A 25729-nucleotide genomic window follows, 5' to 3' on the forward strand; every position below is an offset into this window, starting at 1 on the left:
GCCACGACGCCGCTGTCGCAGCCCGCCCCTCCCGAGACCGTCTCCGAGCTGTCGGTCGACGGCATCGCGATGGTCCAGCTCCTCGGTCCCCAGGACCGGCTGCTCAAGACCGTCGAGCGGCAGTACCCGGAGGTCCGGGTGCTCGTCCGGGGCAACCGGGTCTCGTTGGCCGGCCCGGAGCGGGACGTCCGTCGCGCCCGCGCGCTCGTCGACGAGCTCGTGACCATGGTCCGCCGGGGCCAGGACCTCGGACAGGCCGACGTCTCGACGTCCGCGCGCGTCATCGAGGACGACCGGCGGCCGACCGAGCTGTTCGGCACACCGATCGTCTCGAGCCGCGGCAAGTCGGTGCGACCGAAGACCGACGGCCAGCGCGCCTACGTCGACGCGATCGACGAGAACACGATCACGTTCGGCATCGGCCCGGCCGGCACCGGCAAGACCTACCTCGCGATGGCGAAGGCCGTGCAGGCCCTGCAGCGCCGCGAGGTCAACCGGATCATCCTGACCCGCCCCGCGGTCGAGGCCGGTGAGAAGCTCGGGTTCCTGCCGGGGACGCTCACCGACAAGATCGACCCGTACCTGCGACCGCTGTACGACGCGCTCAACGAGATGATGGACCCGGAGATCGTCCCGAAGCTGCTCGCCGCCGGGACGGTCGAGGTGGCGCCGCTCGCCTACATGCGCGGTCGGACGCTCAACGACTCGTTCGTGGTCCTCGACGAAGCGCAGAACACCACGCCCGAACAGATGAAGATGTTCCTGACGCGGCTCGGGTTCGGCTCGAAGATGGTGATCACGGGTGACATCACCCAGGTCGACCTCCCGGCGCAGGCGAGCGGTCTGCGGCTCGTGACGCAGATCCTCGACGACGTCGATGACATCCACTTCGCCCTGCTCACGAGCGCCGACGTGGTCCGGCACACGCTCGTCGGGCGGATCGTCGACGCCTACTCGGTCCACGACGAACAGCGCCTCGCGGAGCAGCACCGGCTCGCCGAGCAGGGCCGCCAGCACCCGACGGCCGCCCGAGGAGGCAACCGGTGAGCATCGAACTGAACAACGAGTCCGGGATCGACGTCGACGAGGACGCCGTGCAGCGCCTGGCCGCCTTCGCGCTCGACGCCATGCACGTGCACGCCGACGCCGAACTCGCGATCGTGCTCGTCGACGTCGCCGCGATGGAGCAGCTGCACGTGCAGTGGATGGACGAACCGGGCCCGACCGACGTCCTGAGCTTCCCGATGGACGAGCTGCGCCCGGGAACCGAGGACGACCCCACCCCGGCCGGGCTGCTCGGCGACATCGTGCTCTGCCCGGCGGTCGCCGCGGAGCAGGCCGTCGGGGCGGGGCACTCGACGCTCGACGAGCTCCTGCTCCTCACCTGTCACGGCATCCTGCACCTGCTCGGGTTCGACCACGCGGAGCCGGACGAGAAGGCCGAGATGTTCGGCATCCAGGGCGAGATCCTGACGGCCTTCGCCGCAGCGCAGCGGGGTCGGTGAGCACCGTGGTGCTCGTCGTCGTCCTGCTGGCGGTGGCGTTCCTCCTCGTCGTGCTCGGCGGGCTGCTCGCGGCCACCGACGCCGCACTCGGGGTGATGTCCCGGGCGGACCTCGACGACCTCGCCGAGCGGAGCACCCGCTGGCGCCGGCACATCGCCGCGATCTCGGACGACGTCGGCGCCCACGTCAACGCCCTGAACTTCTTCCGCGTCCTCGCGGAGACCGCGGCGGCGGTGCTCGTGTCGATCGCGCTCGTCGAGGTCTTCGACACCTGGTGGGTGGCGCTCCTCGTGTCCGCAGCCGTGATGACCGCGGTGTCGTTCGTCCTGGTCGGGTCCAGTCCGCGGAGCGTCGGTCGTGCCCATGCGGACGGGCTCCTGCTCTGGACGGGCGGACTCGTCCGGGGCATCCGGATCACCCTCGGTCCGCTCGCGGGGCTGCTCGTCGCACTCGGCGACCGTGTCACGCCGGGCCGCGGAGGCGGGTCGAGCGTGTCGAGCGAGGAGCAGCTGCTCTCCCTGGTGGACGAAGCCGCCGAACGCAGCGTGCTCGAGGCCGACGATCGCGAGCTCATCCACTCTGTGTTCGAGTTCTCCGACACGCTGGTCCGCGAGGTCATGGTGCCCCGCACCGCCATGACGACGGTCGACGCGGACGAGACACTCGCCGCGACCATGGAGCAGTTCCTCGCGAGCGGCGTCTCGCGGATGCCGGTGATCGGCCGCGACAGCGACGACGTCGTCGGCGTCGTCTTCCTGCGGGACGTGGCGCGGACGCTGTACGAGCGGCCGGACGCGACGGGCATGCAGGTCCGGAACCGGGTGCGCGCCGTCGAGTTCGTGCCGGAGTCGAAACCGGCCGACGAGACCCTCCGGCTCATGCAGGCCGGGACCAACCACCTCGTGCTCGTCGTCGACGAGTACGGCGGCGTGGCGGGGCTCGTCACGATGGAGGACCTCATCGAGGAACTCGTCGGCGACATCTCGGACGAGTACGACCGGACCGTCGTCGACCGCGCCGAGATCGGTCCCGGCGTCTGGCGGATCTCCGCACGTCTGCCGATCGACGAGCTCGGCGACCTGTTCGGACTGGAGCTCGACGACGACGACGTCGACAGCGCCGGCGGTCTCCTCACCAAGGGGCTCGGCCACCTGCCGGTCCGCGGCGAGTCCGTGACCGTGGCGGGGATCGCACTCACCGCGGAGCGCGTCGAGGGCAAGCGGCGGCACCTCATCACCATGCTCGTCGAGCGTTCCGAGGCGGCAGCAGACGCCGAGGAGGCCCTCGACGAGGACCGCACCACGAGCACGGGACATCGATCCGCATGAGCACCACTGACACCACGCCGTTCCGCGCGGGCTTCGTCTCCTTCGTCGGCCGGCCGAACGTCGGCAAGTCGACGCTGACGAACGCGCTCGTCGGCGAGAAGGTCGCCATCACGTCGTCGAAGCCGCAGACCACACGTCGTGCGATCCGCGGCGTGGTGCACCGCGAGACCGGCCAGGTCATCGTGGTGGACACCCCCGGCATCCACCGGCCGCGCACCCTCCTCGGCGAGCGGCTCAACGACCTCGTCCAGTCCACGCTCGGCGACGTCGACGTCATCGGGTTCTGCCTGCCGGCGAACGAGCCGATCGGTCCGGGCGACCGGTTCATCACCGCCCAGCTCGACGACTACCCGCGCGCGAAGAAGATCGCCATCGTCACGAAGATCGACCGCGTCTCGAAGCAGCAGGTCGGCGAGCAGCTCCTCGCCGTGTCGCAGCTCCGCGACGACTGGGCGGCGATCATCCCGACCTCCGGCACCAAGAGCCTCCAGCTCGACGACCTGCTGGGGGAGATCATCGGGCTCCTGCCGGTGTCGCCGCCGCTCTACGACGCCGACGCCGTGACCGAGGAGACGTCGACGGACCGGGTCGCGGAGCTCATCCGCGAAGCCGCGCTCGAGGGCGTCCGCGACGAGCTCCCGCACTCCCTCGCGGTGTCGATCGAGGACATGGTCGAACGCGACGACGATGACGACGACACGCTCGACGTCTACGTCAACCTCTACGTCGAGCGCGACAGCCAGAAGGCGATCGTGATCGGCAAGGGCGGCGAGCGGCTCCGCGACGTCGGTTCACGGTCCCGCGCGGAGATCGAGCACCTGCTCGGGCGGCACGTCTACCTGAACATCCGCGTGAAGGTCGCCAAGGAGTGGCAGCGCGACCCGAAGCTCCTCGGTCGGCTCGGCTTCTGAGCCGACCGGTCCCACCCCGTCATCCGTGCGGATGACATCCGGTCCGGGCCTGGAGGGACATCCCGCGTCCGGCGTGGCCGGAACCGCCGCCACGTCGTAGCGTTGCACCCGTGTTCCGGAGCCTCCTGCGCAGCCAGCTGGTGTTCGACGTCGTCGTCGCCGCGCTCGTCGCGCTGTTCGCGGTCGTCGCCGGACGGTTCGACGGCGGCGGGATCGTCATCGCGGTCGGGTTCGGCATCGCGCTCGCATTCCGGCGGCTCGCCCCGGGACTCGCCCTCACGATCGCGTGGGCGTTCGCGCTCGTGCAGATGTTCTCCGGCCAGACGGTCGACATCGCGGACCTCATGATCCCCGGGGTCGTGTACGCGACCGCCGCGTACGGGAGCGACCGCGTCCGGACGGCCGGTCTGGTCTCGGCGATCGTCGGGTCCGTCGTCGGCGCGCTCTACCTGATGATCAAGGAGTACCTGCAGCGGTACGACCTGGCCGGGTCGCTCATCGACAACCCGTCGCAGCTCCTCCGCGAGGCCGTGCAGGGGGTCGCGTACTTCATCGTCATCGTCGCGATCCTCGTCCTGCCCTGGCTCGCCGGTCTCGTCGTGCGGACCCGGGGAGCCGCGCGGATGAGCCGCGAGGCCCAGCTCCTCGCCGAGCGTGACGCCGCCCGCTCGGACCGCGCCGTGGCGGTGGAGCAGGAACGCGTGCGGATCGCGCGCGACATGCACGACATCGTGGCGCACTCGCTCGCCGTCGTGATCGCCCAGGCGGACGGCGCCCGGTACGCACTGCGAGCGTCCCCGCAGAACGCCGACGCCGCACTGACGACGATCGGCACGACGGCCCGCCGCGCGCTCTCCGACGTCCGCGACCTCCTGAGCGCGCTCCGGCACGAGCAGGGGACCGCGCCGACACCGGACATCGACGACATCGAGCTGCTCGTCGGCGAGATGCGCGGGGTCGGTCTCGACGTCCGGCTCGAGCGGAGCGGGGACCCGGGGCACCTGCCGACGACGTCGCAGCTCGCCGTCTACCGCATCGTCCAGGAGTGCCTGACGAACGCGCTGAAGCACGGCGACGCCGACGACCCGGTGCAGCTCCGGCTCGACTACCGGACGGACCACGTCGCGATCACCGTGGCGAACCGTCGTGCCGGGACCGGGCAGTTCGACCGCGGGATGATCGACCGCGGCATGGCGGGACTCGGCACCGGCCACGGACTCGTCGGCATGCGGGAGCGTGCGGCGCTCTCGGGCGGGTCGATGTCGGCCGGCATCCGCGGCGACGACTTCCGGGTCGAGGTCCGCATCCCCATCACCACCGTCCCGGCCGCCGTCGGCCGCACCCAGGAACCGGAGACCGCATGAGCACCACCGCCCCCGAGACCGCGGCGGACGCCGTCCCACGGATCCGTGTCGCGCTCGTCGACGACCAGGCGCTGTTCCGGACCGGCATCCGGATGCTCATCGACTCCCAGCCCGACCTGCTGTTCGTCGGCGAGGCCGGGGACGGTGCCGCCGGGCTCGACCTGGTCCGCCGGGCCCGCCCCGACGTCGTGCTGATGGACGTCCGGATGCCCGTGATGGACGGCATCACCGCGACGTCGCGGATCGTGGACGACGCCGGCACCGGGGGACCGTACGTGCTCGTCCTCACCACGTTCGACTTCGACGAGGCCGCCGCGAAGGCGATCCGTGCCGGGGCGAGCGGCTTCGTGCTGAAGGACGCCGACCCCGAGTTCCTGCTCGCGGCCATCCGGACGGTGCACGCCGGCACGACCGTGTTCGCCGCCGCTGCCACCCGGGACCTCCTCCGCCGGTTCGAGGACCGCGCCGCCGCCCCGACGGCACCCGCCGCGTTCGCCGAGCTGACGCCTCGGGAACGGGAGATCTTCGACCTCGCGGCGAAGGGCCTCAGCAACGCGGAGATCGCGCAGCACGAGTTCGTCAGCGAGGCGACGGTGAAGACGCACATCTCGCGGGTCCTGACGAAGCTGGGGCTCCGGGACCGGGTGCGGCTCGTCGTGTTCGCCCACGAGCACGGACTGGTCGCGCGCGCCGACTGACCCCGTCGATCCGTTCCGGGCCGGCATGGGGTCCGTCGGGCCGCCGACCACGGGAGGACGGCGGTGCCACCGTGTCATCCCAGCGGCGGACACGACGCGAGCCGCTCGGCCGACGCGGGCCGGGCCTCCCGTCCGTCATCGTGGACGCATGCACACCGAACCGATCATCCACCTCGACGCGGTCACCAAGCGGTACGGCCGCACGGTCACCGCGCTCGACGCAGTGCACCTCGACATCGCGTCCGGGGAGTTCACCGCGATCATGGGTCCGAGCGGATCCGGCAAGTCGACGCTCATGCACGTCGCCGCCGGACTCGACACCGTGACCGACGGCCGGATCGTCGTCGACGGCGTGGACATCACGCACCTCGGCGACAAGGAGCTCACCGAGCTCCGTCGTCGACGGATCGGCTTCGTGTTCCAGTCGTTCAACCTCGTGCCGACCCTCGACGTCGCGGAGAACGTCCGGCTCCCGATCATCCTCGACGGCCGCCGCCCCACCGCGGACGAGCAGCGCTGGATCGACGACCTCGTCCGGCGGCTCGGGCTCGGCGACCGTCTGGACCACCGGCCGAACGAGCTCTCGGGCGGCCAGCAGCAGCGTGTCGCCATCGCCCGGGCGCTCGCCACCCGACCGTCGGTGGTCTTCGCCGACGAGCCCACCGGCGCCCTCGACACCCGCACGGGTCGCGACGTCCTCGGGATCCTCCGCGGCGCGACGCGCGAGTGGGGGCAGAGCGTCGTCATGGTGACGCACGACCCGGTCGCCGCCGCGACCGCGGACCGCATCGTGTTCCTCTCCGACGGCCGGATCCGTGACGACCGCTCGGGGCTGACCGCACCGGAGATCTCCGAGATCATGCTCGGGATGGAGTCGATCGCATGAGGACCCTCCGGGAGTTCTCGTCCACGGTCGTCGTCGCGGCACTCGGCGCCCTGTTCGGCTCGGTCATGCTCATCGCATCGAGCACCATCGGATCGGTCGTCGGGTCGGTCGACGGTCTCGCCGAGCGGCAGACCGTGACCACGCTGCTCGACGTCGTCGGGTACCTGTTCCTCGCCGTCGCGCTCTACGTGTCCGCCGTCGTCACCGCGAACACGTGCTCGACGGTGATCGCCGGACAGACCCGCATGATCGCCCTGCAACGGCTCATCGGCGCGTCCGGGTCGACCCTCCGCCGAGCCGTCGCGCGGAAGGGCGTCCTCGTCGGGGTCGTCGGCGCGGTGTCCGGGACGGTGGTCGCGATCGGACTCGCGGTGGTCGCCGTCCGGTTCCTCGTCGCCGACGGCACGCTCCCCGACACCACGTACTCGTCCGCACCGCCGACGCTCCTCGTCCCGCTCGTCGCGGTGGTGCTCACGACCTGGGGTGCGTTCGCCACCGGCTCCCGACGGGTGTTGACCGTCCGGCCGCTCGAAGCGCTGTCCTCGACCATCGAACCGCGTCGCGAGGACCTGCGGTCGTCGACGCCCCGCATCGTGACGGCGGTCCTGCTTGTCGTGGTCGGTGCCGGGCTGCTCGTGCTCGGGCTGGTCATCGGCGCGGACTCGCCCTACGGGGTGCTGGTCGCGGCGCTCGGCGGGTTCGTCTCCTTCACCGGCATCGCTGTCGGCGCGACCCTGTTCGTCCCGCCGGTCCTCGCGCTGGTCGGGCGCATCGGGTCCGGGAACCCGGCCGTGCTGCTCTCCGGGCGGAACGCGCTCCGCGCACCGGGCCGGACGTCGCGCGCGACGATCGGCCTCGTCATCGGCGTGACCCTGCTCGTCACCTTCGCGGTCGCGCTCGGGACGTTCCAGCACCAGATCGAGATGCAGCTCGGCAACGCCGGCGAGCGCGCGGCCCTCTCCTCGACGTTCGCGACCCTGAACGCCGTGGTCGGGTTCCTCACCGGCTTCTCCGGCGTGATCGCCGCCGTCGGGGTCGTCAACGCCCTCGCGCTCGGCGTGCTGCAGCGGCGCCGCGAGATCGGTCTGCTCCGCGCCCTGGGGTTCACCGGGGCGCAGGTCCGCACGATGATCGTCGTCGAGGCCCTGCAGATGGTGGTCACCGCTCTCGTGATGGGGCTCGTGCTCGGGACGCTCTACGGCTGGGCCGGTGCCGTCGCGCTCTTCGGGACACAGGTGCACGGCGGGATCGCACCCGTCCTGCCGCTGTCGACCGTCGTGATCGTGGTGGTCGGGGCACTCGTGCTCGCGGTCGCGGCGTCGGTCGCACCGGTGCGGAACGTGATGCGGGTCGCACCGACGGAGGCGCTCGCGGTCGACTGATCGCAGACGGCACCCGTGAGTCACCAGTGCTACCGTTGGTCCCGATGTGCTCCACGCTCCTCCTCCTTCGCCGCCGCGACGAGGCCTGACACCGGCCCTCCTCGTCGCGGGGCTTCGTCGTCGGCCGAACACCACCTGAGACGAAAGCGCAGAGCAATGCAGAACTCGCAGACCCCCTCCGGGATGCCGATCCACAAGTACGTCCCGTTCGACCAGCAGATCACCGTGGAGCTGCCCGACCGGACGTGGCCGTCCAAGCGCATCACCGAGGCGCCCCGCTGGTGTGCGGTCGACCTCCGCGACGGCAACCAGGCGCTCATCGACCCCATGGACGCCGACCGCAAGCGCGCGATGTTCGACCTCCTCGTGCGGATGGGGTACAAGGAGATCGAGGTCGGGTTCCCGAGCGCGTCGCAGACCGACTTCGACTTCGTCCGGTCGCTCATCGAGCAGGACGCCATCCCGCACGACGTCACGATCCAGGTCCTGACGCAGGCGCGCGAGCACCTCATCGACCGCACGTTCGAGGCGATCGACGGCGCCGAGCAGGCCATCGTGCACCTCTACAACTCGACGAGCATCGTCCAGCGCGACGTCGTCTTCCGCACCGACGTACAGGGCGTCGTCGACATCGCCGTCGACGGGGCGAAGCTCTGCAAGGCGGCCGAGGCGAGGCTGCAGCACGGGACGACCGTGTACTACGAGTACTCGCCGGAGTCCTACACCGGTACCGAGCTCGACGTCGCACTGCGCATCTGCAACGCGGTGATGGAGGTCCTCACGCCGACGCCCGAGCGGAAGATCATCCTGAACCTGCCGGCGACCGTCGAGATGACGACCCCGAACGTCTACGCCGACTCGATCGAGTGGATGTCGCGACACCTGGACCACCGGGAGAACGTCATCCTGTCGCTCCACCCCCACAACGACCGCGGCACTGCCGTCGCCGCCGCCGAGCTCGGGTACATGGCCGGTGCGGACCGCATCGAGGGCTGCCTGTTCGGCAACGGCGAGCGGACCGGGAACGTCGACCTCGTCGCCCTCGGCATGAACCTGTTCACGCAGGGCGTCGACCCGATGATCGACTTCTCCGACATCGACCAGGTCAAGCGCACGGTGGAGTACTGCAACCAGCTCCCGGTGCCCGAGCGGCAGCCGTGGGCGGGTGACCTCGTCTACACGGCGTTCTCGGGGTCGCACCAGGACGCGATCAAGAAGGGTCTCGAGGCCATGGCGGCCTCGGCGTCGTCGCAGGGCAAGGGCGTCGACGACATCGTCTGGGCGGTGCCGTACCTGCCGGTCGACCCGAAGGACATCGGCCGGTCGTACGAGGCCGTCATCCGGGTCAACTCGCAGTCCGGCAAGGGCGGGGTCGCGTACCTCCTCAAGGAGGACCACGCGATCGACCTGCCCCGGAAGCTGCAGATCGAGTTCTCCGGCGTCGTCCAGCGGCGGACGGACGCGGACGGGGGCGAGTTCACCTCGGCGGCGATCTGGGACCTGTTCAGCGACGAGTACCTGCCCGCGCGCGAGTCCGACGACAAGTGGGGCCGGTACGAGCTCACGAAGACGGCGACGTCGAGCGACTTCGGCGGTACGACGCACCTGACGGTCGCGATGCGCGTCGACGACGGCACCGTCGACGCCGCCGCTGACGGCACGGGTCCGATGGACGCGTTCCTGACGGTGCTGCGGGAGCAGGGCGTCGTCGTGTCGCTGTACGACTACGTCGAGCACACGATGAGCGCGTCCGGCGATGCCAAGGCCGCCTCGTACGTCGAGCTCGACGTCGACGGGAACCGGCTGTGGGGTGTGGGGATCGATGCCGACAGCGCCACGGCGAGCCTCAAGGCGATCGTGTCGGCCGTGAACCGCGCCGTCCGCGCCGGGGCTGGTTCCTCGGCCGGGGCGCCGGAGCTCGTCGGGGCGTAGGCCCTGCCGCTGAACGCCAGGTCGGCCGCTCGGCGCAGCGCCACAGCACTGCGCGACGCGGCCGACTTGGTGTTCTGCCGGAGAGCACGGGCCGGAGGCACGGGCCGGAGGCACGGGCCGGAGAGCACGGGCCGGAGGCACGGGCCGGAGGGCACGGGGCGTCAGGGGCGCGGGGGATACTGGAGCCGTGCCCCTGTACCGCGACGAGTGCGTCGTCCTCCGCACCCACAAGCTGGGCGAGGCCGACCGGATCGTCACCATGCTGAGCCGTCAGCACGGCAAGATCCGCGCCGTCGCCAAGGGTGTGCGGCGCACGGCGAGCAAGTTCGGGTCCCGGCTCGAACCCTTCATGGTCGTCGACGCGCAGTTCTACGAGGGCCGCTCGCTCGACATCGTGACGCAGGCCGAGTCGCTCGGGTCGTACGGGGCGCAGATCGCCGCCGACTACGGCAGCTACACCGCCGCGAGCGCCATGGTCGAGACCGCGGACCGCCTGAGCGACGCGGACGTCGGCCTGCAGCAGTACCTGCTCCTCGTCGGCGCGCTCCGGTCGCTGTCCAGACAGGAGCACGCGAGCACCCTGACGCTCGACTCGTACCTGCTCCGCGCCATGAGCATCGCCGGCTGGGCTCCGAGCTTCAGCGTGTGCGCGGTCACCGGCGACCCGGGGCCGCACTCCGCGTTCGTCGTGCAGCTCGGCGGGGTCGTCGCCGACCGGGCCGCGCCACCCGGCACGCCGCGGCTCGACCCCGTGACGCTCGCGCTCCTCGGGGCGCTGCTCGCCGGTGACTGGGCCACCGCCGAGGCGTCGAGCGAGCGCACCCGGTCGCAGGCATCCGGGGTCGTCGCGGCCTACGCGCAGTGGCACCTCGAGCGATCGCTCCGGTCGCTCCCGCATGTCGACCGGACCGAGCGCCCGGCCCGCCTGCCGACGGACGGGAGGCACGACCTCCGACCCATGGACGGCGTCGCGTCCGTCCCGGAGCCGGTCGCGGCCCCACCAGCGGCCGTCCGTTCCGCCGCCGTCCCGCCCGCCGCCGACGCACCAGTCGCGCCTCCCGAAGGAGTCCCCTCCGCATGAGCCCCCGCCGCCGCGTCGATCCGGAACCGTTCCGTCCGATCGACTGGACCGGCGAGACACCGCCGGTGCTGCCGTCCGGCGCCGTCCCGGAGCACGTCGCGATCGTCATGGACGGCAACGGCCGGTGGGCGAACGGCAAGGGGCTCACCCGGATCGAGGGGCACCGCGCCGGGGAGGCATCGCTCCTCGACGTCGTCGCCGGAGGGATCCAGGTCGGCGTCAAGCACATCTCGGCGTACGCGTTCTCCACCGAGAACTGGAAGCGCTCACCCGAGGAGGTCCGGTTCCTGATGGGCTTCAACCGCGACGTGATCCGCCGCCGGCGCGACCAGCTCCACGAGTGGGGAGTCCGCGTCCGGTGGGCCGGGCGACGACCTCGACTGTGGCGCAGCGTCATCGACGAGCTGCAGGTCGCGGAGCGGATGACGGCCGACAACGACGTGCTCACCCTGACGATGTGCGTCAACTACGGTGGCCGGACCGAGATCGCCGACGCCGTCCGGGGCATCGCGGACGACGTCGCCGCCGGCCGGCTGAAGCCGAGCCAGGTGAGCGAGACGACGATCGCGCGGCGGCTGTACACGCCGGAGATGCCGGATGTCGACCTGTTCGTCCGGAGCTCGGGGGAGCAGCGGACGAGCAACTTCCTCCTCTGGCAGTCCGCCTACGCCGAGATGGTGTTCCTCGACCGACTGTGGCCGGACTTCCGGCGGCAGGACCTCTGGGATGCGATCCAGCTGTACGCGAGCCGGGACCGACGCTTCGGCGGGGCGGTCGACGCGCCGACCATCCGGTAGTCGGACACCCCGGCGAGACTGCACGAACTCGGGGTGGCGGCGGCGCTGGACTCCGGGTTCGTGCATTCTCGGCACCCGCCGAGCCGCCGCCGACCCGCCGCCGACCCGCAGCCGTCAGACGGCCAGGCCCAGGGCCACGGTGTCGAGGGTCCCGACGGCCTCGAGCGCGGCCCGGATGCTCGGCACGCGGGTGGTGCCACGGACGACGGTGACCTCGATGCGCCGGGCGAGGAGATCGTCGACGGGGTCGATGCGGACCGTCGCGGGCACGATCGAGCTCGCGAGGGCCAGCCGGGGCAGGAGCGCGACACCGAGTCCCGCGCCGACGAGGCCGAGGACCGCCGAGGCGTTGTCCGTCTCGAGGACGATGTCCGGCGCGAAGCCCGACGCACGGCACGACGCGAGCAGGTGTCCGCGGCACCGGGGGCACCCGCCGATCCAGCGCGAGTCCCGGTGGGCCGCGAGGTCGACCGGACCGTCGGTCCGGACCTGACCCACCGCGGAGGTGCCCACCGTCGGGTCCGGCGCCGTGCCTCCCGTCCGGTCGTCTCCGCCGGACCGGTGAACACCGTCGACCGGCGTGACGAGGACCAGCGGGTCCGTCCCGATCGGCCGGGAACGGAGCGACGGCTCCGGGCGCTGTTCCTCGCCGACGTAGGTGAAGGTCAGGGCGAGGTCGACCTCGCCCTCCTGGAGCATTGCCGCGGCCTCGGGCGGCTCCACCTCGACGTAGCTGACGTCGAGCCCCGGGGCCGTCCTGGAGAGTCGGGCGAGGACGTCCGGCACGAGCGTCGAGGACGCGGTCGGGAAGCCTGCGAGCCGCACCCGACCCCGGGCAAGCCCACCGAGGGCGTCGAGTTCCTCGCGTGCGGCGGCCAGCGCTGCGTCCACGTGGACCGCGTGGCCGGCGAGCAGGCGTCCGGCGTCGGTGAGGGTGATCCCGCGCGGGCCGCGGAGCGCGAGCGGCTGCCCGAGCCGTGCCTCGGCGCGTTGGAGCTGCTGGCTCACCGCAGGCTGACTGGACCCCAGCGCGGTCGCCGCACCCGTGATCGACCCCGCGTCGGCGAGGGCGCGGAGCACCCGGAGGGTCTGCGGATCGAGCTCATGCATCACGTCATGTTATGGCATGCCCTTCGGATCGGCCCTTCCGTGATGCATCCCGATGGCGGAGTCTCGGATCATGCGCGACACGACAGCCAGGTCCGAGTCCCTCCCCGCCGTCGCACCGTGCGACGTCGACACGTTCTCCGCCGGACGCGGGTACCTCGCCGCGTGCACGGGCGGCCTCCCCACGCGCGCCACCGTCGACGCGATCCGCGCCGACACGGCACGGTGGGAGCGCGGGATCGTCGACCCGGCCGTGTACGGCGCACTCGCCGAGGACGGACGGGCGACGTTCGCCGCGATCGTCGGCACGGTGCCGGACCGCGTCGCGATCGGCTCGCAGACGTCCGGCTTCATGAGCGTCGTCGCCTGCTCGATCCCGGACGGCGCCGAGGTGCTCCTCGTCGACGGCGACTTCAGCTCCGTCGTGTTCCCGTTCCTCGCGCAGGCACATCGCGGGGTCCGCGTCCGCTCGGTACCGCTCGCCGCGCTCGCCGCGTCCGTCACCCCCGAGACGGCCGTGGTCGCGTGGTCGGCGGTGCAGTCCGCGACGGGCGCGCTCGCCGACGACGGCGCCGTCCGGTCCGCCGCGGCCGGGGTCGGCGCGCTGACGGTGTGCGACCTCACGCAGGCCGCGGGTGTGCTGCCCGTCGATGCGACACGGTACGACGTCACCGTCACACACGCGTACAAGTGGCTCTGCTGCCCGCGGGGTGTGGCGTTCATGACGGTGTCCGACCGTGCGCTCGACGAGCTCCGTCCGGTGCAGGCCGGGTGGTACGCGGGCGCGGACGTGTGGTCGTCGTGCTACGGACCGACCATGGCGCTCGCCGCCGACGCTCGGCGCTTCGACGTGTCGCCGGCGTGGCAGGCGTGGGCCGGCGCCGTCCCCGCGCTGCGGTTCTTCGCCGCACTCGACATGGCTTCGGTCTGGAGGCACGCCATCGGTCTCGCGGACCGGCTGTCCGTCCGCCTCGGGCTGGTCCCGCAGGGGCAGGCGATCGTGACGTGGGCGGATCCGTCCGGCCGGGACCTCGCGCTGCTGCAGGACGCGGGGCTCACGGTGTCGGGGCGTGCCGGGCGTGTGCGCGTGGCCTTCCACCTGTGGAACGACGAGTCGGACGTCGACGCGGTGGTGGCGGCACTCGGGCGCTGAGGCGGTGCGTCCGTTCTCGGGCATCAGCGCGGTCGTCCAGCCGTCGAAGATGCAGAGAAGATGCAGAGAAGCGGTGTCGGAGTCCGCCCGCACTGCGATCTCGCGCAGTCTCGGCGGACCCGACCCGCCCGCTACGATTGCCCGGTACGTTTCCGCACCGGGCATCCAGCTCGGCGACCTGGAGGAGCTCTCCTTGGCACAGCCCACCCGTCTCGACGCCGTCATCGCCCTCGCGAAGCGCCGCGGCTTCGTGTTCCAGTCCGGCGAGATCTACGGGGGATCGCGGTCGGCGTGGGACTACGGGCCCCTCGGCGTCGAGCTCAAGGAGAACATCAAGCGGCAGTGGTGGCAGCGGTTCGTGCGCAGCCGCGGCGACATGGTCGGGCTCGACTCCGCCGTGATCCTGCCCCGCAAGGTGTGGGAGGCCTCCGGGCACATCGCGACCTTCACCGACCCGCTCGTGGAGTGCCTGCACTGCCACCACCGGTTCCGTCAGGACCACCTCATCGAGGCGTTCGTGGCGAAGAAGGACCGCGAGCCCGAGGGCGGCATGGCGGAGATCGCGTGCACGAACTGCGGCACGCGCGGTGAGTGGACGGAGCCGCAGAACTTCTCCGGGATGCTGAAGACGTACCTCGGCCCGGTGGACAACGAGGAGGGGCTGAACTTCCTCCGCCCCGAGACCGCGCAGGGCATCTTCGTCGACTTCGCCCAGGTCGTCACGACCTCCCGCATGAAGCCCCCGTTCGGCATCGGCCAGGTCGGCAAGGCGTTCCGCAACGAGATCACCCCCGGCAACTTCATCTTCCGGACGCGCGAGTTCGAACAGATGGAGATCGAGTTCTTCGTGCCCCCGGCCGAGGCCGGCGACTGGTACGAGCGCTGGATCGAGGACGCGGTGGCGTGGTTCACCGACCTCGGCATCGACCCGGAGAACCTCCGCCGCTTCGACGTACCCGACGGCGAGCGGGCGCACTACTCGGACGCCACGGCGGACATCGAGTACCGGTTCGGGTTCGTGTCGAGCGAGTGGGGCGAGCTCATGGGCATCGCGAACCGCACCGACTTCGACCTCAACAACCACATCCGGGAATCCGGCCAGGACCTCCGGTACTTCGAGCAGGCGTCGGGGGACCGCTACGTGCCGTACGTCATCGAGCCGTCGTTCGGTCTGACGCGGGCGCTCATGGCGTTCCTCCTCGACAGCTACTCCGAGGACGAGGCCCCGAACGCCAAGGGCGGCATCGACAAGCGCACGGTGCTCCGGCTCGACCCGCGACTCGCCCCGGTCAAGGCCGCCGTGCTCCCGTTGTCCCGCAACGAGCAGCTCTCGCCCGTCGCGCGGAAGCTCGCCGACGACCTCCGCCAGTTCTGGAACGTCGAGTTCGACGACGCCGGGGCGATCGGCCGCCGCTACCGCCGGAACGACGAGATCGGCACGCCGTTCTGCATCACGGTCGACTTCGACACCCTCGAGGACCAGGCCGTCACGGTGCGGGAGCGCGACACGATGAGCCAGGAGCGGGTGTCCCTCGACCAGCTGCAGGGCCACCTCGCGACGAGGCTGCTCGGCGCGTGACGGCCGCACCCCGGCCTCCCGAGCAGCGCCGGGCACGGGAATGCGACGCCGGACGTCCCCGTTGCGGCAGAGCATGAGCAACGACTCCGTGAAGGTCGACATCTGGAGCGACATCGCCTGCCCCTGGTGCTACATCGGCAAACGCAGGTTCGAGGCGGGAGTCGCTGCGTTCGCGGGCGTGGTCGAGGTCGAGTACCACTCGTTCGAACTGAGCCCCGACACCCCCGTCGACTTCGAGGGCACCGAGGCCGAGTTCCTGTCGCACCACAAGGGGCTCCCCGTCGAGCAGGCGCAGCAGATGATCGACAGCGTCATCGGGATCGCCGGGAGCGTCGGCCTCGCGTACGACTACGACGCGCTGCACCACACGAACACCGTCAAGGCGCATCAGGTGATCCACCTCGCCAAGACCAAGGGTCTCCAGCTCCCGATGGTCGAGCGGATGTTCGCGGCGTACTTCGTCGAAGGACGCCACGTCGGCCACGACGACGACCTCGCGGCGCTCGGTGCCGAGGTCGGGCTCGACCCCGACGAGGTCCGCGAGACCCTCGCGACCGACGGGCAGCTCGCCGCGGTGCGGGAGGACCAGGCCGAGGCGCAGGCGTTCGGCATCAACGGCGTCCCGTTCTTCGTCATCGACGGCAAGTACGGCGTCTCCGGCGCCCAGGACCCGGCGACGTTCACACAGGTCCTCGAGCAGGTCATGGCCCTCCGGGACGCCGACCCCGAGGGTGCGGCGCGAGCCGCGGAGGACGCCACGGCAGACGCCGGCGCAGCGCAGGAGGCGACCCGATGACGGACGTGACCCGCTCCGGCGGGCCGGCTGCGGGCCTCCAGACCGATGGTCCCGGCCTGGAGGCGCGATCCGCCCTGGTCTCGCTGCTCCCGTCGGGCGGGGCGCCGGTCTGCGCGGGCGACGCGTGCTCCGCCGAGGTCCCCGACTGACCGCTGGGGACTAGCCGCGGGGCTGCTCCTCGTCGGTGATGTCCGCGACGACCGCATCGTAGGCGGCGACGAGGGCGTCGGCGTCGACGAACGCACTCGCCCCGTGCCGGCCGGCGCCGAGGTTGATCCGACGACCCCGGATGCGCTCGTCGGCGAACACCGGGAGCGGGGTCAGCGTCCCGATCGGGGTGATGGTCCCGCGCTCGTACCCCGTGGCGTCGAGCGCGACGTCGGCGTCCGGCATCGAGAGCTTGTTGACGCCGACCACCGCGCGGAGCTTCTTCCACGCGATGCTCCGACCACCCGGGACGAGTGCGAGGAGGAAGCCGTCGCGCTGCTTGACGACCAGGGTCTTGACGATGTCGGCGGACCCGATCCCGAGCAGCGCCGCGGCCTCGTGCAGGGAGTTCGCGGCGGGCCGTTCGACGACCTCCACCCGGAGTCCACGCGCCGCCGCGTCGGCGGTGAACCGCGCCGGGCCGGCCGTGTCGTCCACAGGTGTCGTCATCCCGTGACCGTACCAGCGGGAACGATGGGACAATGAAGACACGATGACCATCACCACTGCACCCGCAGCCCCGCTGCGCATCGGCCCGATCGAGGTCGACGCCCCCGTCGTGCTCGCACCGATGGCGGGCATCACGAACATGGCCTACCGCCGCCTGTGCCGGGAGTACGGTGCCGGGCTGTACGTCTGCGAGATGATCACGAGCCGGGCGCTCGTCGAACGCACCCCGGAGTCGATGCGGCTCATCCAGCACCACGAGTCGGAGACGCCGCGCTCGATCCAGCTGTACGGCGTCGAGCCGAACACCGTGGCCGAAGCCGTGACCATGCTCGTGACCGAGGACCGCGCGGACCACATCGACCTGAACTTCGGGTGCCCCGTCCCGAAGGTCACGCGGAAGGGCGGCGGTGCCGCGCTGCCGTGGAAACTCGACCTGTTCCGCGACCTCGTCACCAAGGCCGTCCGCGCGGCGGGCGACGTCCCGCTCACGATCAAGATGCGCAAGGGCATCGACGGCGACCACCTGACCTACCTCGACGCGGCACGCATCGCGCGGGACGCCGGCGTCGCGAGCATCGCCCTGCACGCCCGGACGGCGAGCGAGCACTACTCCGGACAGGCCGACTGGTCCGCGATCGCACGGCTCAAGGAGACGATCACGGACGTCCCGGTCCTCGGCAACGGCGACATCTGGTCCGCCGCCGACGCCCTCCGGATGGTCGCCGAGACCGGCTGCGACGGCGTCGTCGTCGGCCGTGGGTGCCTCGGGCGTCCGTGGTTGTTCGGGGACCTCGCGGCGGCGTTCCGCGGCGAGTCGACCACGGCGATGCCGGACCTCGGCGAGGTCGCGGTCGCCTTCCGTCGGCACGCCGAGCTGCTCGTCGAGTTCTTCGAGTCGGAGCTCCACGGCTGCCGCGACGTCCGCAAGCACGTCGCCTGGTACTTCAAGGGCTACCCGATCGGCGGGGACGTCCGCTCGGGCCTGGCGATGGCGTCGAGCCTCCAGGAGATCGACGACCTGCTCGCACAGCTCGACTGGACCGCGCCGTACCCGGGCGAGGACGCCGAAGGGCCGCGCGGGCGAGCCGGACACCCGAAGCGGACCGCGCTGCCGGACGGCTGGCTCGACTCCCGCGACCTCGACACCGAGTTCCGCAAGGTCCTCGCCGCCGCCGAGCTCCACCACTCCGGCGGATGAGCGGGTCGCACGCGTTCGGCAGCGCCGGGTCCGGCAGCTACGGCCCCGCCGACGCCGAGCGCTGGCTCCCGGAGCAGCACTCGAACCGCCGCAGCGACTTCGCCCGCGACCGCGCCCGGCTCCTGCACTCGAGCGCGCTCCGACGACTCGCGGCCAAGACGCAGGTGCTCAGTCCGACGACGGGGCTCGACTTCGCCCGCAACCGCCTGACGCACTCGCTCGAGGTCGCGCAGGTCGGTCGCGAGCTCGCCGACAACCTGGGGCTCGACCCGGACGTCGTCGACACCGCCTGCCTCGCGCACGACATCGGCCACCCGCCGTTCGGACACAACGGCGAGACCGCACTGAACGCATGGGCGGCGGACTTCGGCGGGTTCGAGGGCAACGCGCAGACACTGCGGTTGCTCACCCGGATCGAGCCGAAGGTCGTCGGTCCGGACGGCCAGGTGTTCGGCCTGAACCTGACCCGGGCCAGTCTCGACGCGAGCTGCAAGTACCCGTGGCCGGCCGCGCAGGGCATCGCGGACCCGTCCGGACGGCGCAAGTTCGGCTTCTACGACGACGACACCCCGGCGTTCGAGTGGCTCCGGCGCGGCGCACCCCGGCGCCAGCGCTGCATCGAGGCCCAGGTGATGGACCTGTCCGACGACATCGCCTACTCCGTGCACGACTTCGAGGACGCCGTCGTCGCCGGGTTCATCGACGTCGCGGCGCTCGACGACCGCGTCGGGGAGAACGACATCGTCTCCGCGATGCACGCCTGGGTGGGCGACGACCTCAGCCGCGACGAGCTCATCGAGGCCTTCGAGCGGCTCCGCGGCATGTCCGGGTGGATCAGCTCGTACGACGGCTCCCGGTTCGACCAGGCCCGCCTCAAGAACCTGACGAGCCAACTGATCGGCCGCTTCGCCCGGACGGCCACCGCGGCGACTCGGCAGGCGTACGCATCCGGCAGCCTGGTGCGGTTCGCGGCGAGCGTCGTGACGCCGCCCGAGATCATCGGCGAGATCGCGGTCCTCAAGGGCATCGTGGCCGCGTTCGTGATGACCCACGGCGACCGGCAGCCGGTGTACCAGGACCAGCGCACGATCCTCACCGAGCTGCTCGACGCGCTGGCCGGCCGGGGCGACGCCGAGCTCGAGCCGGGGTTCGCGGCCGATTGGCGTGCGGCCACGGACGACCAGGGACGGGGTCGCGCGGTCGTCGACCAGGTCGCGACGCTCACCGATCAGGGGGCGCTCGCGTGGCACCGGCGGCTCGTCGCGGGCGTGGGCGAGCCCGTCCACATCCTGGTGTGAGCACCGCCGATCCTGCTGTGGGCACCGCCGTCGGGCGCGGATCGACCACGTCGGAACGTCGGCCCGGCGAACTAGGATCGGTGTCGTGGCGGGACTGATCGTGCGGAACGACATCGACGAGGTTCGCGCCCGCGTGAACATCGCCGACGTCGTCGGGGACTTCGTCACGCTGAAGTCGGCCGGCGTCGGCAGCCTCAAGGGACTCTGCCCGTTCCACGACGAACGCAGCCCGAGCTTCCACGTCCGTCCCCAGGTCGGCCGCTACCACTGCTTCGGCTGCGGCGAGGACGGCGACGTCTACAGCTTCCTGATGAAGACGGACCACACCACCTTCCAGGAGGCCGTCGAGCGGATGGCGGCGAAGATCGGCTTCACGCTCCACTACGAGGACGGCGACGGTCCCCGGACCGACCACAACACGCGTGCCCGTCTCCTCGCTGCGAACGAGGCCGCCGCGGCGTTCTTCGTGTCGCAGCTGACGAGCCCCGGTGCGGAGCCGGCGCGCCGGTTCCTCGGCGAGCGGGGCTTCGACCCGGCGGCCGCCGCCCACTTCGGCGTCGGGTTCGCCCCGAAGTCGTTCGACGCCCTGAAGGACCACCTCTCCGGCCGCGGCTTCACGACGGAGGAGATCATCAGCGCCGGGCTCGTCAGCCAGGGCGACCGATCGCCGTACGACCGGTTCCGCGGTCGGCTGACGTGGCCGATCCGCGACGTCACCGGTGCGACGATCGGGTTCGGCGCGCGTCGACTGCTCGACGACGACAAGGGCCCGAAGTACCTGAACACCCCCGAGACGCCCGTGTACCACAAGAGCCAGGTGCTCTACGGGCTCGACCTCGCCCGTCGCGACATCTCGAAGGGCAAGCAGGTCGTCATCGTCGAGGGCTACACCGACGTCATGGCCTGCCACCTCGCCGGTGTCACCACCGCGGTCGCCACCTGCGGCACGTCGTTCGGCGTCGACCACATCAAGGTGCTCCGGCCGATGCTCGGGGACCTCGCGGGCGGTGACCCCTCCGCGACGGGCGAGGTCGTGTTCACGTTCGATCCCGACGAGGCCGGCCAGCGCGCGGCCTCCCGGGCCTTCGCCGAGGAGCAGCGGTTCGCAGCGCAGACCTTCGTCGCCGTCGCGCCGGGCGGCCTCGATCCGTGCGACCTGCGGCTCGCTCGCGGCGACGATGCCATCCGCCGACTCATCACGAGCCGGCGTCCGATGTTCGAGTTCATGATCCGCCGGAACCTCGACGGCCACGACCTCGAGACCGTCGAGGGGCGCGTGGCTGCGCTGCGGTCCGCCGCACCGGTGCTCGCGACGATCCGCGACCGCGCGATGACCCAGGGCTACGTCCGCGAGCTCGCCGGATGGCTCGGCATGGACATCGCCGACGTCGGTCGGGCGGTCGAGACCGCTCGACGACGTGCCTCCGACGGCGGCGGCGGCCACGACGGTCGGACAGGAGGCGCCGGGGGCGCGCGGCAGTCCGGCTCCGGACGGCCGGGCGGTGACGGTGGACTCGCCGACGACCACTCCGCGGAGTCGCTCGCGACGATCCGTGCCCTCCCGAACGACCCGATCACGCGGATGGAGATCGAGGCGCTGATGGCGATGGTGCAGCAGCCGGCCCAGGTCGGCGGCCCGTTGCTCGCGCTGACCGCCGGGGCCACCTTCAGCGCGCCGATGCTCGCGGTCGTCCGCGACGCCGTCGTCGCGAACCTCGACCGCATCGACGGCGTCGACTGGCTCGACCGGATCATCGCCGACGTCCCGCAGGCCGTGCAGAACGTCGTGCAGGAGCTCGCCGTCGCGCCGCTGCCGTCGCGGTCCGCGGAGAACCTGGCGATCTACGCGCGGAGCATCGTCGTCGCGCTCGTCGAACGGGACCTCCTGGCGCGGAAGGCGGCGCTCCTCGGCCAGCTGCAGCGCGCCGACCCGCACGAGCAGGCAGATCGCCGCGCGGAGCTCCAGCGTCAGCTGGTCGAGATCGACGCCCAGCGGATGCGTCTGCGGGCGGACGCGAACCCCGCCTGAGTCACGGACCGTCCGTTCGCGCATTTCGCGCGTGTAAACAAACACGCGGCGATTCGTTGCGTGCGGACCCCGAGTGTTAGCAATAGTTGTCCTCGGGCGGTCACAGCAGATCGATTCCGGCTGCCCAGGGCACCCCTGCACCAATGACAGAGAGGCACCGGAGATGGCATCCGTGACCAAGTGGAGCAAGCGCGCACTCGTGTTCGCCGGCGGAGCAGCGGCAGTATCGCTCGCGCTCACCGGCTGCGCGGGTGGCGGCGGGAGCTCGTCCAGCAACCTGAACGGGCTCATCGTGGGCACGACCGACAAGATCGTGTCGCTCGACCCGGCCGGCTCGTACGACAACGGGTCGTTCGCCGTCCAGAACCAGGTCTTCCCCTTCCTGATGAACACCCCGTCGGGGAGCCCGGACGTCAAGCCGGACATCGCGACGAAGGGCGTCTTCACGGACCCGACCACGTACACGGTGACGCTCAAGAAGGGCCTCGAGTTCGCGAACGGCCACAAGCTCACGTCGAGCGACGTCAAGTTCTCGTTCGACCGCGAGGTCAAGATCAACAACCCGAACGGGCCGCAGTCGCTCCTCGCGAACATGAAGAGCATCAGGACGCCGAACGCCACGACGGTCGTGTTCCACCTCGACCACGCGGACCAGACCTGGCCGCAGGTGCTCTCGAGCCCCGCCGGCCCGATCGTCGACGAGCAGGTCTTCTCGCCGACCAAGCTGACGAGCTCGTCGGCCATCGTCTCCGGCAACGCGTTCGCCGGGCAGTACACGATCACCTCCTACAAGGAGAACGACCTGATCCAGTACAAGGCGAACGACAAGTACGACGGGGTGCTCAACAAGGCCAAGTCGGACGAGGTCACCGCCCAGTACTTCACCAAGGAGACCGACCTCAAGCTCGCGGTGCAGAAGGGCGACGTCGACGTGGCGTACCGCTCCCTGACGCCGACCGACATCACGAGCCTGTCGAAGAAGTCCGACCTCAAGGTCTACAACGGCCCCGGCGGCGAGATCCGGTACGTCGTGTTCAACTTCAACACGATGCCCTTCGGCGCGACGACCTCCGACGCGAACGCGGACAAGGCACTCGCGGTCCGCAAGGCCGTCGCCGACTCGGTGGACCGGGCGGCGATCGCCAAGGAGGTCTACAACGACACGTACTCGCCGCTCTACTCGATGGTCCCGGACGGACTGACGGGTGCGGCGACGCCGTTCAAGTCGCTGTACGGCAACGGCAACGGCGGCGCCGACGTCGACAAGGCGAAGAAGACCCTCCAGGACGCCGGCATCACCGGCAAGGTCGCGCTCAACATCCAGTACGCGCCGGACCACTACGGCTCCTCGAGCGATGACGAGTACGCGCTGCTCAAGACGCAGCTCGAGAACACCGGCCTGTTCACCGTCAACATCCAGTCGACGCTGTACACGACCTACTCCAAGGAGCGCACCGAGGATCAGTACCCCGAGTACCAGCTCGGTTGGTTCCCGGACTTCTCGGACGCGGACAACTACCTGTCGCCGTTCTTCACGAAGGACAACTTCGTGCAGAACCACTACGACGACCCGACCATCCAGAAGCTGATCGCCGAGGAGCAGGCCGAGTCCGACAAGTCCAAGCGCGCCGACCTCATCGAGCAGGCGCAGCAGCGCGAGGCCGAGCAGATCTCGACCCTGCCGCTCCTGCAGGGCAAGTCGGTCGCCGTCGCGGGCAAGGACGTCAAGGGACTCGTCCTCGACGCGTCGTTCAAGTTCCGCTACGGGACGCTCTCCAAGTAACACGCACCACCGAGCGGGGGTGCCTCACCACGAGGCACCCCCTCTCGCTGCTCATCGGCATCGGTCCGGGAGCGGCAGAAAGGCAGACCCCTCGTGACCGTGACGACCGCGGACACCCTCCAGGACCCCATCAAGCCGACCGCGACGAAGCGGGTCGGCGGCGGGGGACTCGGCAGGTACGTCCTCATCCGGTTCCTCCTGATCTTCCCGACCGTGTTCATCCTCGTGACGCTGGTGTTCTTCCTGATGCGCGTCATCGGGAACCCGATCGTCGCGTCGGTCGGCGGTCGACTCACCCCGGACCAGCTGCAGGCCCGCCTGCACGCCGCCGGCTACGACCGCCCGGTGATCGTCCAGTACCTGGAGTACCTCGGGCAGATCGTCCGCGGCGACTTCGGCACGACCGTGACCGACAACCGCCCGATCAGCGAGATCATCCTGCAGTACGGCGGTGCGACCGTGGAGCTCGTGTTCTACGCACTGATCATCGCGCTCGTGCTCGGCATCCCGCTCGGCATGCTCGCCGCGTACTGCCGCGACCGCTGGCCCGACGTGCTCCTCCGGGCGCTCGCGATCCTGACGTACGCGACCCCGGTGTTCTTCGGCGGCCTGCTCCTGAAGCTGGTGTTCTCGATCTGGTTGAACGTCCTCCCACTCGGCGACCGGGCGTCGACGCGCGTGGAACTCGCGCTCAACCAGGTGCCCGGAGCGACCGGCATCTACATCATCGACGCGCTCCGCACCGGCAACGGACAGATCATCGGCGACGTCCTGCTGCACGCCATCCTGCCGGCGTTCACGCTCGGCCTCCTGACGGCGGGGATCTTCCTGCGGCTCGTCCGCGCGAACATGATCGGCACGCTCGGCTCCGAGTACGTCGACGCCGCCCGGTCCCGCGGGGTGCGCGAGGGGCGGCTCGTCCGGTCCCACGCGTTCCGCCCGGCACTCGTCCCGATCATCACGGTGATGGGGTTGCAGATCGCGATGCTGCTCGGTGGCTCCGTCCTCACCGAGACCACCTTCGGATGGCGGGGGCTCGGGTTCCAGCTCCAGCAGTACCTGTCGGCACGTGACTTCGTCGCGGTGCAGGGGATCGTCGCGGTCCTCGCCGTCATCGTCGCCGTCACGAACTTCGTCGTCGACGTCGTCGCGGCGCTCATCGACCCGAGAGTGAGGTACTGACATGGCCGACACGAGCCTCGTCGACCGTCACGAGTCCTGGTGGAAGCGGTTGCCCGTCGTGGTGCAGCTCCGCCGCAGCGTCGGATGGCAGCGCGCCATGCTCACCACCGGTGTGGTCATCTGCGCAGCGTTCATCCTCATCGCGGTGTTCGCGCCCCTGATCGCGCCGTACGGCTTCGCGCAGCTGCAGAGTGCCTCCGGGCAGTCGTTCCCGCGGACCGGCGCACCGAGTGCCGCGCACATCTGGGGCACCACCGTCGGCGGGTACGACGTCTTCAGCCGGGTCGTGTTCGGTGCCCGGACCGCCGTCCTCGTCGTGATCGTCGCGGTCGTCGTCTCCATCGTCGTCGGCGTCCTGCTCGGGCTCGTCTCCGGCTACCTCGGCGGCTGGCTCGACCGGATCCTCGTCGTGATCGCCGACGCGGTGTACGCGTTCCCGTCCCTGCTCCTCGCGATCGTCGTGTCGATCGTGATCTCCGGCGGCCAGTCGAGCTACGCGGGCGGCATCATCTCGGCCGGCATCTCGATCACCGTCGTCTACGTGCCGCAGTACTTCCGGGTCGTCCGCGCCGAGGCCGTGCGGCTGAAGGGCGAGGCGTTCGTCGAGTCCGCCCGCGTGGTCGGTACGAACCCGTGGCGGATCATGACGCGGCACGTGCTGCGGAACTCCACCCGGTCGCTGCCTCTCATCCTCACGTTGAACGCGAGCGACGCGATCCTCACCCTGGCGAGTCTCGGGTTCCTCGGGTTCGGCATCGGTCCGACCGCCGGCGCCGAGTGGGGCTACGACCTCAACCGTGCGCTCTCCGACACGGCGAGCGGCATCTGGTGGACGGGCGTCTACCCGGGTGTCGCGATCGTGCTGCTCGTCCTCGGTGTGACCTTCATCGGCGAGAGCCTCAACGACATCTCCGACCCGCGGCTCCGTGCCCGACGTCGGGCCAAGCAGCGTGTGGCGCCGACCCCGGGCGGTCCCGCCGTCGGGGCGACGGGTGCCGCCGCACCGGAAGGAGCCGGCGCATGAGTGAGACGCGAGGATCCGGCGGCATCGAACGCCGCCAGG

The 25729-nt window shown here is 70.9% G+C and carries 22 protein-coding genes and 1 pseudogene; 21 read left to right on the forward strand and 2 right to left on the reverse strand.

What is annotated here, in order from left to right:
* Nucleotides 1-69 precede the first annotated feature (69 nt).
* From ACO0E0_RS06840 to ACO0E0_RS06890, 11 genes and pseudogenes are all read left to right on the forward strand, one after another.
* Nucleotides 70-1047: a PhoH family protein gene (locus ACO0E0_RS06840; protein WP_422870891.1), complete on the forward strand. Its 978-nt coding sequence runs from the start codon at nucleotides 70-72 to the stop codon at nucleotides 1045-1047.
* Nucleotides 1044-1505, forward strand: a complete 462-nt coding sequence (gene ybeY, locus ACO0E0_RS06845; RefSeq protein WP_422870656.1) for an rRNA maturation RNase YbeY — start codon at nucleotides 1044-1046, stop codon at nucleotides 1503-1505. Before ACO0E0_RS06840 ends, ybeY begins: the two co-directional genes overlap by 4 nt.
* 5 nt (nucleotides 1506-1510) lie before the next feature.
* Complete coding sequence (locus tag ACO0E0_RS06850) at nucleotides 1511-2833, forward strand: hemolysin family protein (protein ID WP_422870892.1); 1323 nt, start codon at nucleotides 1511-1513, stop codon at nucleotides 2831-2833.
* Nucleotides 2830-3744, forward strand: a complete 915-nt coding sequence (era, locus tag ACO0E0_RS06855; RefSeq protein WP_422870657.1) for a GTPase Era — start codon at nucleotides 2830-2832, stop codon at nucleotides 3742-3744. Before ACO0E0_RS06850 ends, era begins: the two co-directional genes overlap by 4 nt.
* Before the next feature lie 110 nt (nucleotides 3745-3854).
* Nucleotides 3855-5108, forward strand: coding sequence for a sensor histidine kinase (locus ACO0E0_RS06860; protein ID WP_422870658.1), 1254 nt, complete (start codon nucleotides 3855-3857; stop codon nucleotides 5106-5108).
* A complete protein-coding gene (locus ACO0E0_RS06865; protein WP_422870659.1) occupies nucleotides 5105-5806 on the forward strand; it encodes a response regulator in 702 nt (233 codons plus the stop codon). The genes ACO0E0_RS06860 and ACO0E0_RS06865 overlap by 4 nt, the downstream gene beginning before the upstream one ends.
* A 148-nt stretch (nucleotides 5807-5954) precedes the next feature.
* Nucleotides 5955-6692, forward strand: a complete 738-nt coding sequence (locus ACO0E0_RS06870) for an ABC transporter ATP-binding protein (protein ID WP_422870660.1) — start codon at nucleotides 5955-5957, stop codon at nucleotides 6690-6692.
* Nucleotides 6689-8074: an ABC transporter permease gene (locus ACO0E0_RS06875; RefSeq protein WP_422870661.1), complete on the forward strand. Its 1386-nt coding sequence runs from the start codon at nucleotides 6689-6691 to the stop codon at nucleotides 8072-8074. Before ACO0E0_RS06870 ends, ACO0E0_RS06875 begins: the two co-directional genes overlap by 4 nt.
* A 156-nt stretch (nucleotides 8075-8230) precedes the next feature.
* The gene (gene leuA, locus ACO0E0_RS06880) at nucleotides 8231-10006 is read left to right on the forward strand and encodes a 2-isopropylmalate synthase (protein WP_422870662.1); all 1776 of its coding nucleotides are present in this window, start codon (nucleotides 8231-8233) and stop codon (nucleotides 10004-10006) included.
* 187 nt (nucleotides 10007-10193) lie between these two features.
* Nucleotides 10194-10916 (forward strand): annotated as a pseudogene (gene recO / locus ACO0E0_RS06885) (DNA repair protein RecO); the annotation flags it as partial.
* Nucleotides 10917-11083: 167 nt separating this feature from the next.
* Nucleotides 11084-11884, forward strand: coding sequence for an isoprenyl transferase (locus tag ACO0E0_RS06890; protein WP_422870663.1), 801 nt, complete (start codon nucleotides 11084-11086; stop codon nucleotides 11882-11884).
* 114 nt (nucleotides 11885-11998) lie between these two features.
* Here the strand turns inward: ACO0E0_RS06890 and ACO0E0_RS06895 are convergent, their stop codons facing one another.
* Nucleotides 11999-12994 carry a LysR family transcriptional regulator gene (locus ACO0E0_RS06895; protein ID WP_422870664.1) on the reverse strand — a complete coding sequence of 332 codons (996 nt, stop codon included), beginning with the start codon at nucleotides 12992-12994 and terminating at the stop codon, nucleotides 11999-12001.
* Between the two features lie 70 nt (nucleotides 12995-13064).
* On the opposite strand from ACO0E0_RS06895, the gene ACO0E0_RS06900 reads away from it, so the two are divergent.
* The 4 genes from ACO0E0_RS06900 to ACO0E0_RS06915 all read left to right on the forward strand — a co-directional run bounded on the left by ACO0E0_RS06900 (nucleotide 13065) and on the right by ACO0E0_RS06915 (nucleotide 16668).
* The gene (locus ACO0E0_RS06900; RefSeq protein ID WP_422870665.1) at nucleotides 13065-14144 is read left to right on the forward strand and encodes an aminotransferase class V-fold PLP-dependent enzyme; all 1080 of its coding nucleotides are present in this window, start codon (nucleotides 13065-13067) and stop codon (nucleotides 14142-14144) included.
* A 193-nt stretch (nucleotides 14145-14337) separates the two neighbouring features.
* Nucleotides 14338-15723: a glycine--tRNA ligase gene (locus ACO0E0_RS06905; protein WP_422870666.1), complete on the forward strand. Its 1386-nt coding sequence runs from the start codon at nucleotides 14338-14340 to the stop codon at nucleotides 15721-15723.
* A gap of 73 nt (nucleotides 15724-15796) precedes the next feature.
* A complete protein-coding gene (locus tag ACO0E0_RS06910; RefSeq protein ID WP_422870667.1) occupies nucleotides 15797-16519 on the forward strand; it encodes a DsbA family oxidoreductase in 723 nt (240 codons plus the stop codon).
* Nucleotides 16516-16668 (forward strand): hypothetical protein, encoded by a 153-nt coding sequence (locus ACO0E0_RS06915; RefSeq protein ID WP_422870668.1) that lies wholly within the window; start codon nucleotides 16516-16518, stop codon nucleotides 16666-16668. The genes ACO0E0_RS06910 and ACO0E0_RS06915 overlap by 4 nt, the downstream gene beginning before the upstream one ends.
* A gap of 10 nt (nucleotides 16669-16678) precedes the next feature.
* Here ACO0E0_RS06915 and ACO0E0_RS06920 read toward each other — a convergent pair whose 3' ends face one another.
* Nucleotides 16679-17176 carry an aminoacyl-tRNA deacylase gene (locus tag ACO0E0_RS06920; protein WP_422870669.1) on the reverse strand — a complete coding sequence of 166 codons (498 nt, stop codon included), beginning with the start codon at nucleotides 17174-17176 and terminating at the stop codon, nucleotides 16679-16681.
* Nucleotides 17177-17219: 43 nt separating this feature from the next.
* Here ACO0E0_RS06920 and dusB point away from each other — a divergent pair, with 43 nt between their 5' ends.
* The 6 genes from dusB to ACO0E0_RS06950 all read left to right on the forward strand — a co-directional run bounded on the left by dusB (nucleotide 17220) and on the right by ACO0E0_RS06950 (nucleotide 25690).
* Nucleotides 17220-18374, forward strand: a complete 1155-nt coding sequence (dusB, locus tag ACO0E0_RS06925) for a tRNA dihydrouridine synthase DusB (RefSeq protein WP_422870670.1) — start codon at nucleotides 17220-17222, stop codon at nucleotides 18372-18374.
* A complete protein-coding gene (locus tag ACO0E0_RS06930) occupies nucleotides 18371-19672 on the forward strand; it encodes a deoxyguanosinetriphosphate triphosphohydrolase (protein ID WP_422870671.1) in 1302 nt (433 codons plus the stop codon). Before dusB ends, ACO0E0_RS06930 begins: the two co-directional genes overlap by 4 nt.
* Before the next feature lie 85 nt (nucleotides 19673-19757).
* Nucleotides 19758-21701 (forward strand): DNA primase, encoded by a 1944-nt coding sequence (dnaG, locus tag ACO0E0_RS06935; RefSeq protein WP_422870672.1) that lies wholly within the window; start codon nucleotides 19758-19760, stop codon nucleotides 21699-21701.
* 163 nt (nucleotides 21702-21864) lie between these two features.
* Entirely contained in the window at nucleotides 21865-23484 is a 1620-nt protein-coding gene (locus ACO0E0_RS06940) for an ABC transporter substrate-binding protein (protein WP_422870673.1), read from the forward strand.
* Nucleotides 23485-23583: 99 nt separating this feature from the next.
* Nucleotides 23584-24666 carry an ABC transporter permease gene (locus tag ACO0E0_RS06945; RefSeq protein ID WP_422870893.1) on the forward strand — a complete coding sequence of 361 codons (1083 nt, stop codon included), beginning with the start codon at nucleotides 23584-23586 and terminating at the stop codon, nucleotides 24664-24666.
* 1 nt (nucleotide 24667) lies between these two features.
* The gene (locus tag ACO0E0_RS06950) at nucleotides 24668-25690 is read left to right on the forward strand and encodes an ABC transporter permease (RefSeq protein ID WP_422870674.1); all 1023 of its coding nucleotides are present in this window, start codon (nucleotides 24668-24670) and stop codon (nucleotides 25688-25690) included.
* The last annotated feature ends 39 nt before the right edge of the window (nucleotides 25691-25729 follow it).

It is taken from the genome of Curtobacterium phyllosphaerae (genome assembly GCF_049341865.1).
Classification (GTDB): domain Bacteria; phylum Actinomycetota; class Actinomycetes; order Actinomycetales; family Microbacteriaceae; genus Curtobacterium; species Curtobacterium phyllosphaerae.

Coding starts and splice junctions, on each gene's coding strand:
- ACO0E0_RS06840 (WP_422870891.1), top strand. CDS start 70: ATGGTCCAGCTCCTCGGTCCCCAGGACCGGCTGCTCAAGACCGTCGAG.
- era (WP_422870657.1), top strand. CDS start 2,830: ATGAGCACCACTGACACCACGCCGTTCCGCGCGGGCTTCGTCTCCTTC.
- ACO0E0_RS06865 (WP_422870659.1), top strand. CDS start 5,105: ATGAGCACCACCGCCCCCGAGACCGCGGCGGACGCCGTCCCACGGATC.
- ACO0E0_RS06870 (WP_422870660.1), top strand. CDS start 5,955: ATGCACACCGAACCGATCATCCACCTCGACGCGGTCACCAAGCGGTAC.
- ACO0E0_RS06875 (WP_422870661.1), top strand. CDS start 6,689: ATGAGGACCCTCCGGGAGTTCTCGTCCACGGTCGTCGTCGCGGCACTC.
- leuA (WP_422870662.1), top strand. CDS start 8,231: ATGCAGAACTCGCAGACCCCCTCCGGGATGCCGATCCACAAGTACGTC.
- ACO0E0_RS06890 (WP_422870663.1), top strand. CDS start 11,084: ATGAGCCCCCGCCGCCGCGTCGATCCGGAACCGTTCCGTCCGATCGAC.
- ACO0E0_RS06895 (WP_422870664.1), bottom strand. CDS start 12,994: ATGCATGAGCTCGATCCGCAGACCCTCCGGGTGCTCCGCGCCCTCGCC.
- ACO0E0_RS06900 (WP_422870665.1), top strand. CDS start 13,065: ATGCGCGACACGACAGCCAGGTCCGAGTCCCTCCCCGCCGTCGCACCG.
- ACO0E0_RS06910 (WP_422870667.1), top strand. CDS start 15,797: ATGAGCAACGACTCCGTGAAGGTCGACATCTGGAGCGACATCGCCTGC.
- ACO0E0_RS06915 (WP_422870668.1), top strand. CDS start 16,516: ATGACGGACGTGACCCGCTCCGGCGGGCCGGCTGCGGGCCTCCAGACC.
- ACO0E0_RS06920 (WP_422870669.1), bottom strand. CDS start 17,176: ATGACGACACCTGTGGACGACACGGCCGGCCCGGCGCGGTTCACCGCC.
- dusB (WP_422870670.1), top strand. CDS start 17,220: ATGACCATCACCACTGCACCCGCAGCCCCGCTGCGCATCGGCCCGATC.
- ACO0E0_RS06930 (WP_422870671.1), top strand. CDS start 18,371: ATGAGCGGGTCGCACGCGTTCGGCAGCGCCGGGTCCGGCAGCTACGGC.
- ACO0E0_RS06940 (WP_422870673.1), top strand. CDS start 21,865: ATGGCATCCGTGACCAAGTGGAGCAAGCGCGCACTCGTGTTCGCCGGC.
- ACO0E0_RS06950 (WP_422870674.1), top strand. CDS start 24,668: ATGGCCGACACGAGCCTCGTCGACCGTCACGAGTCCTGGTGGAAGCGG.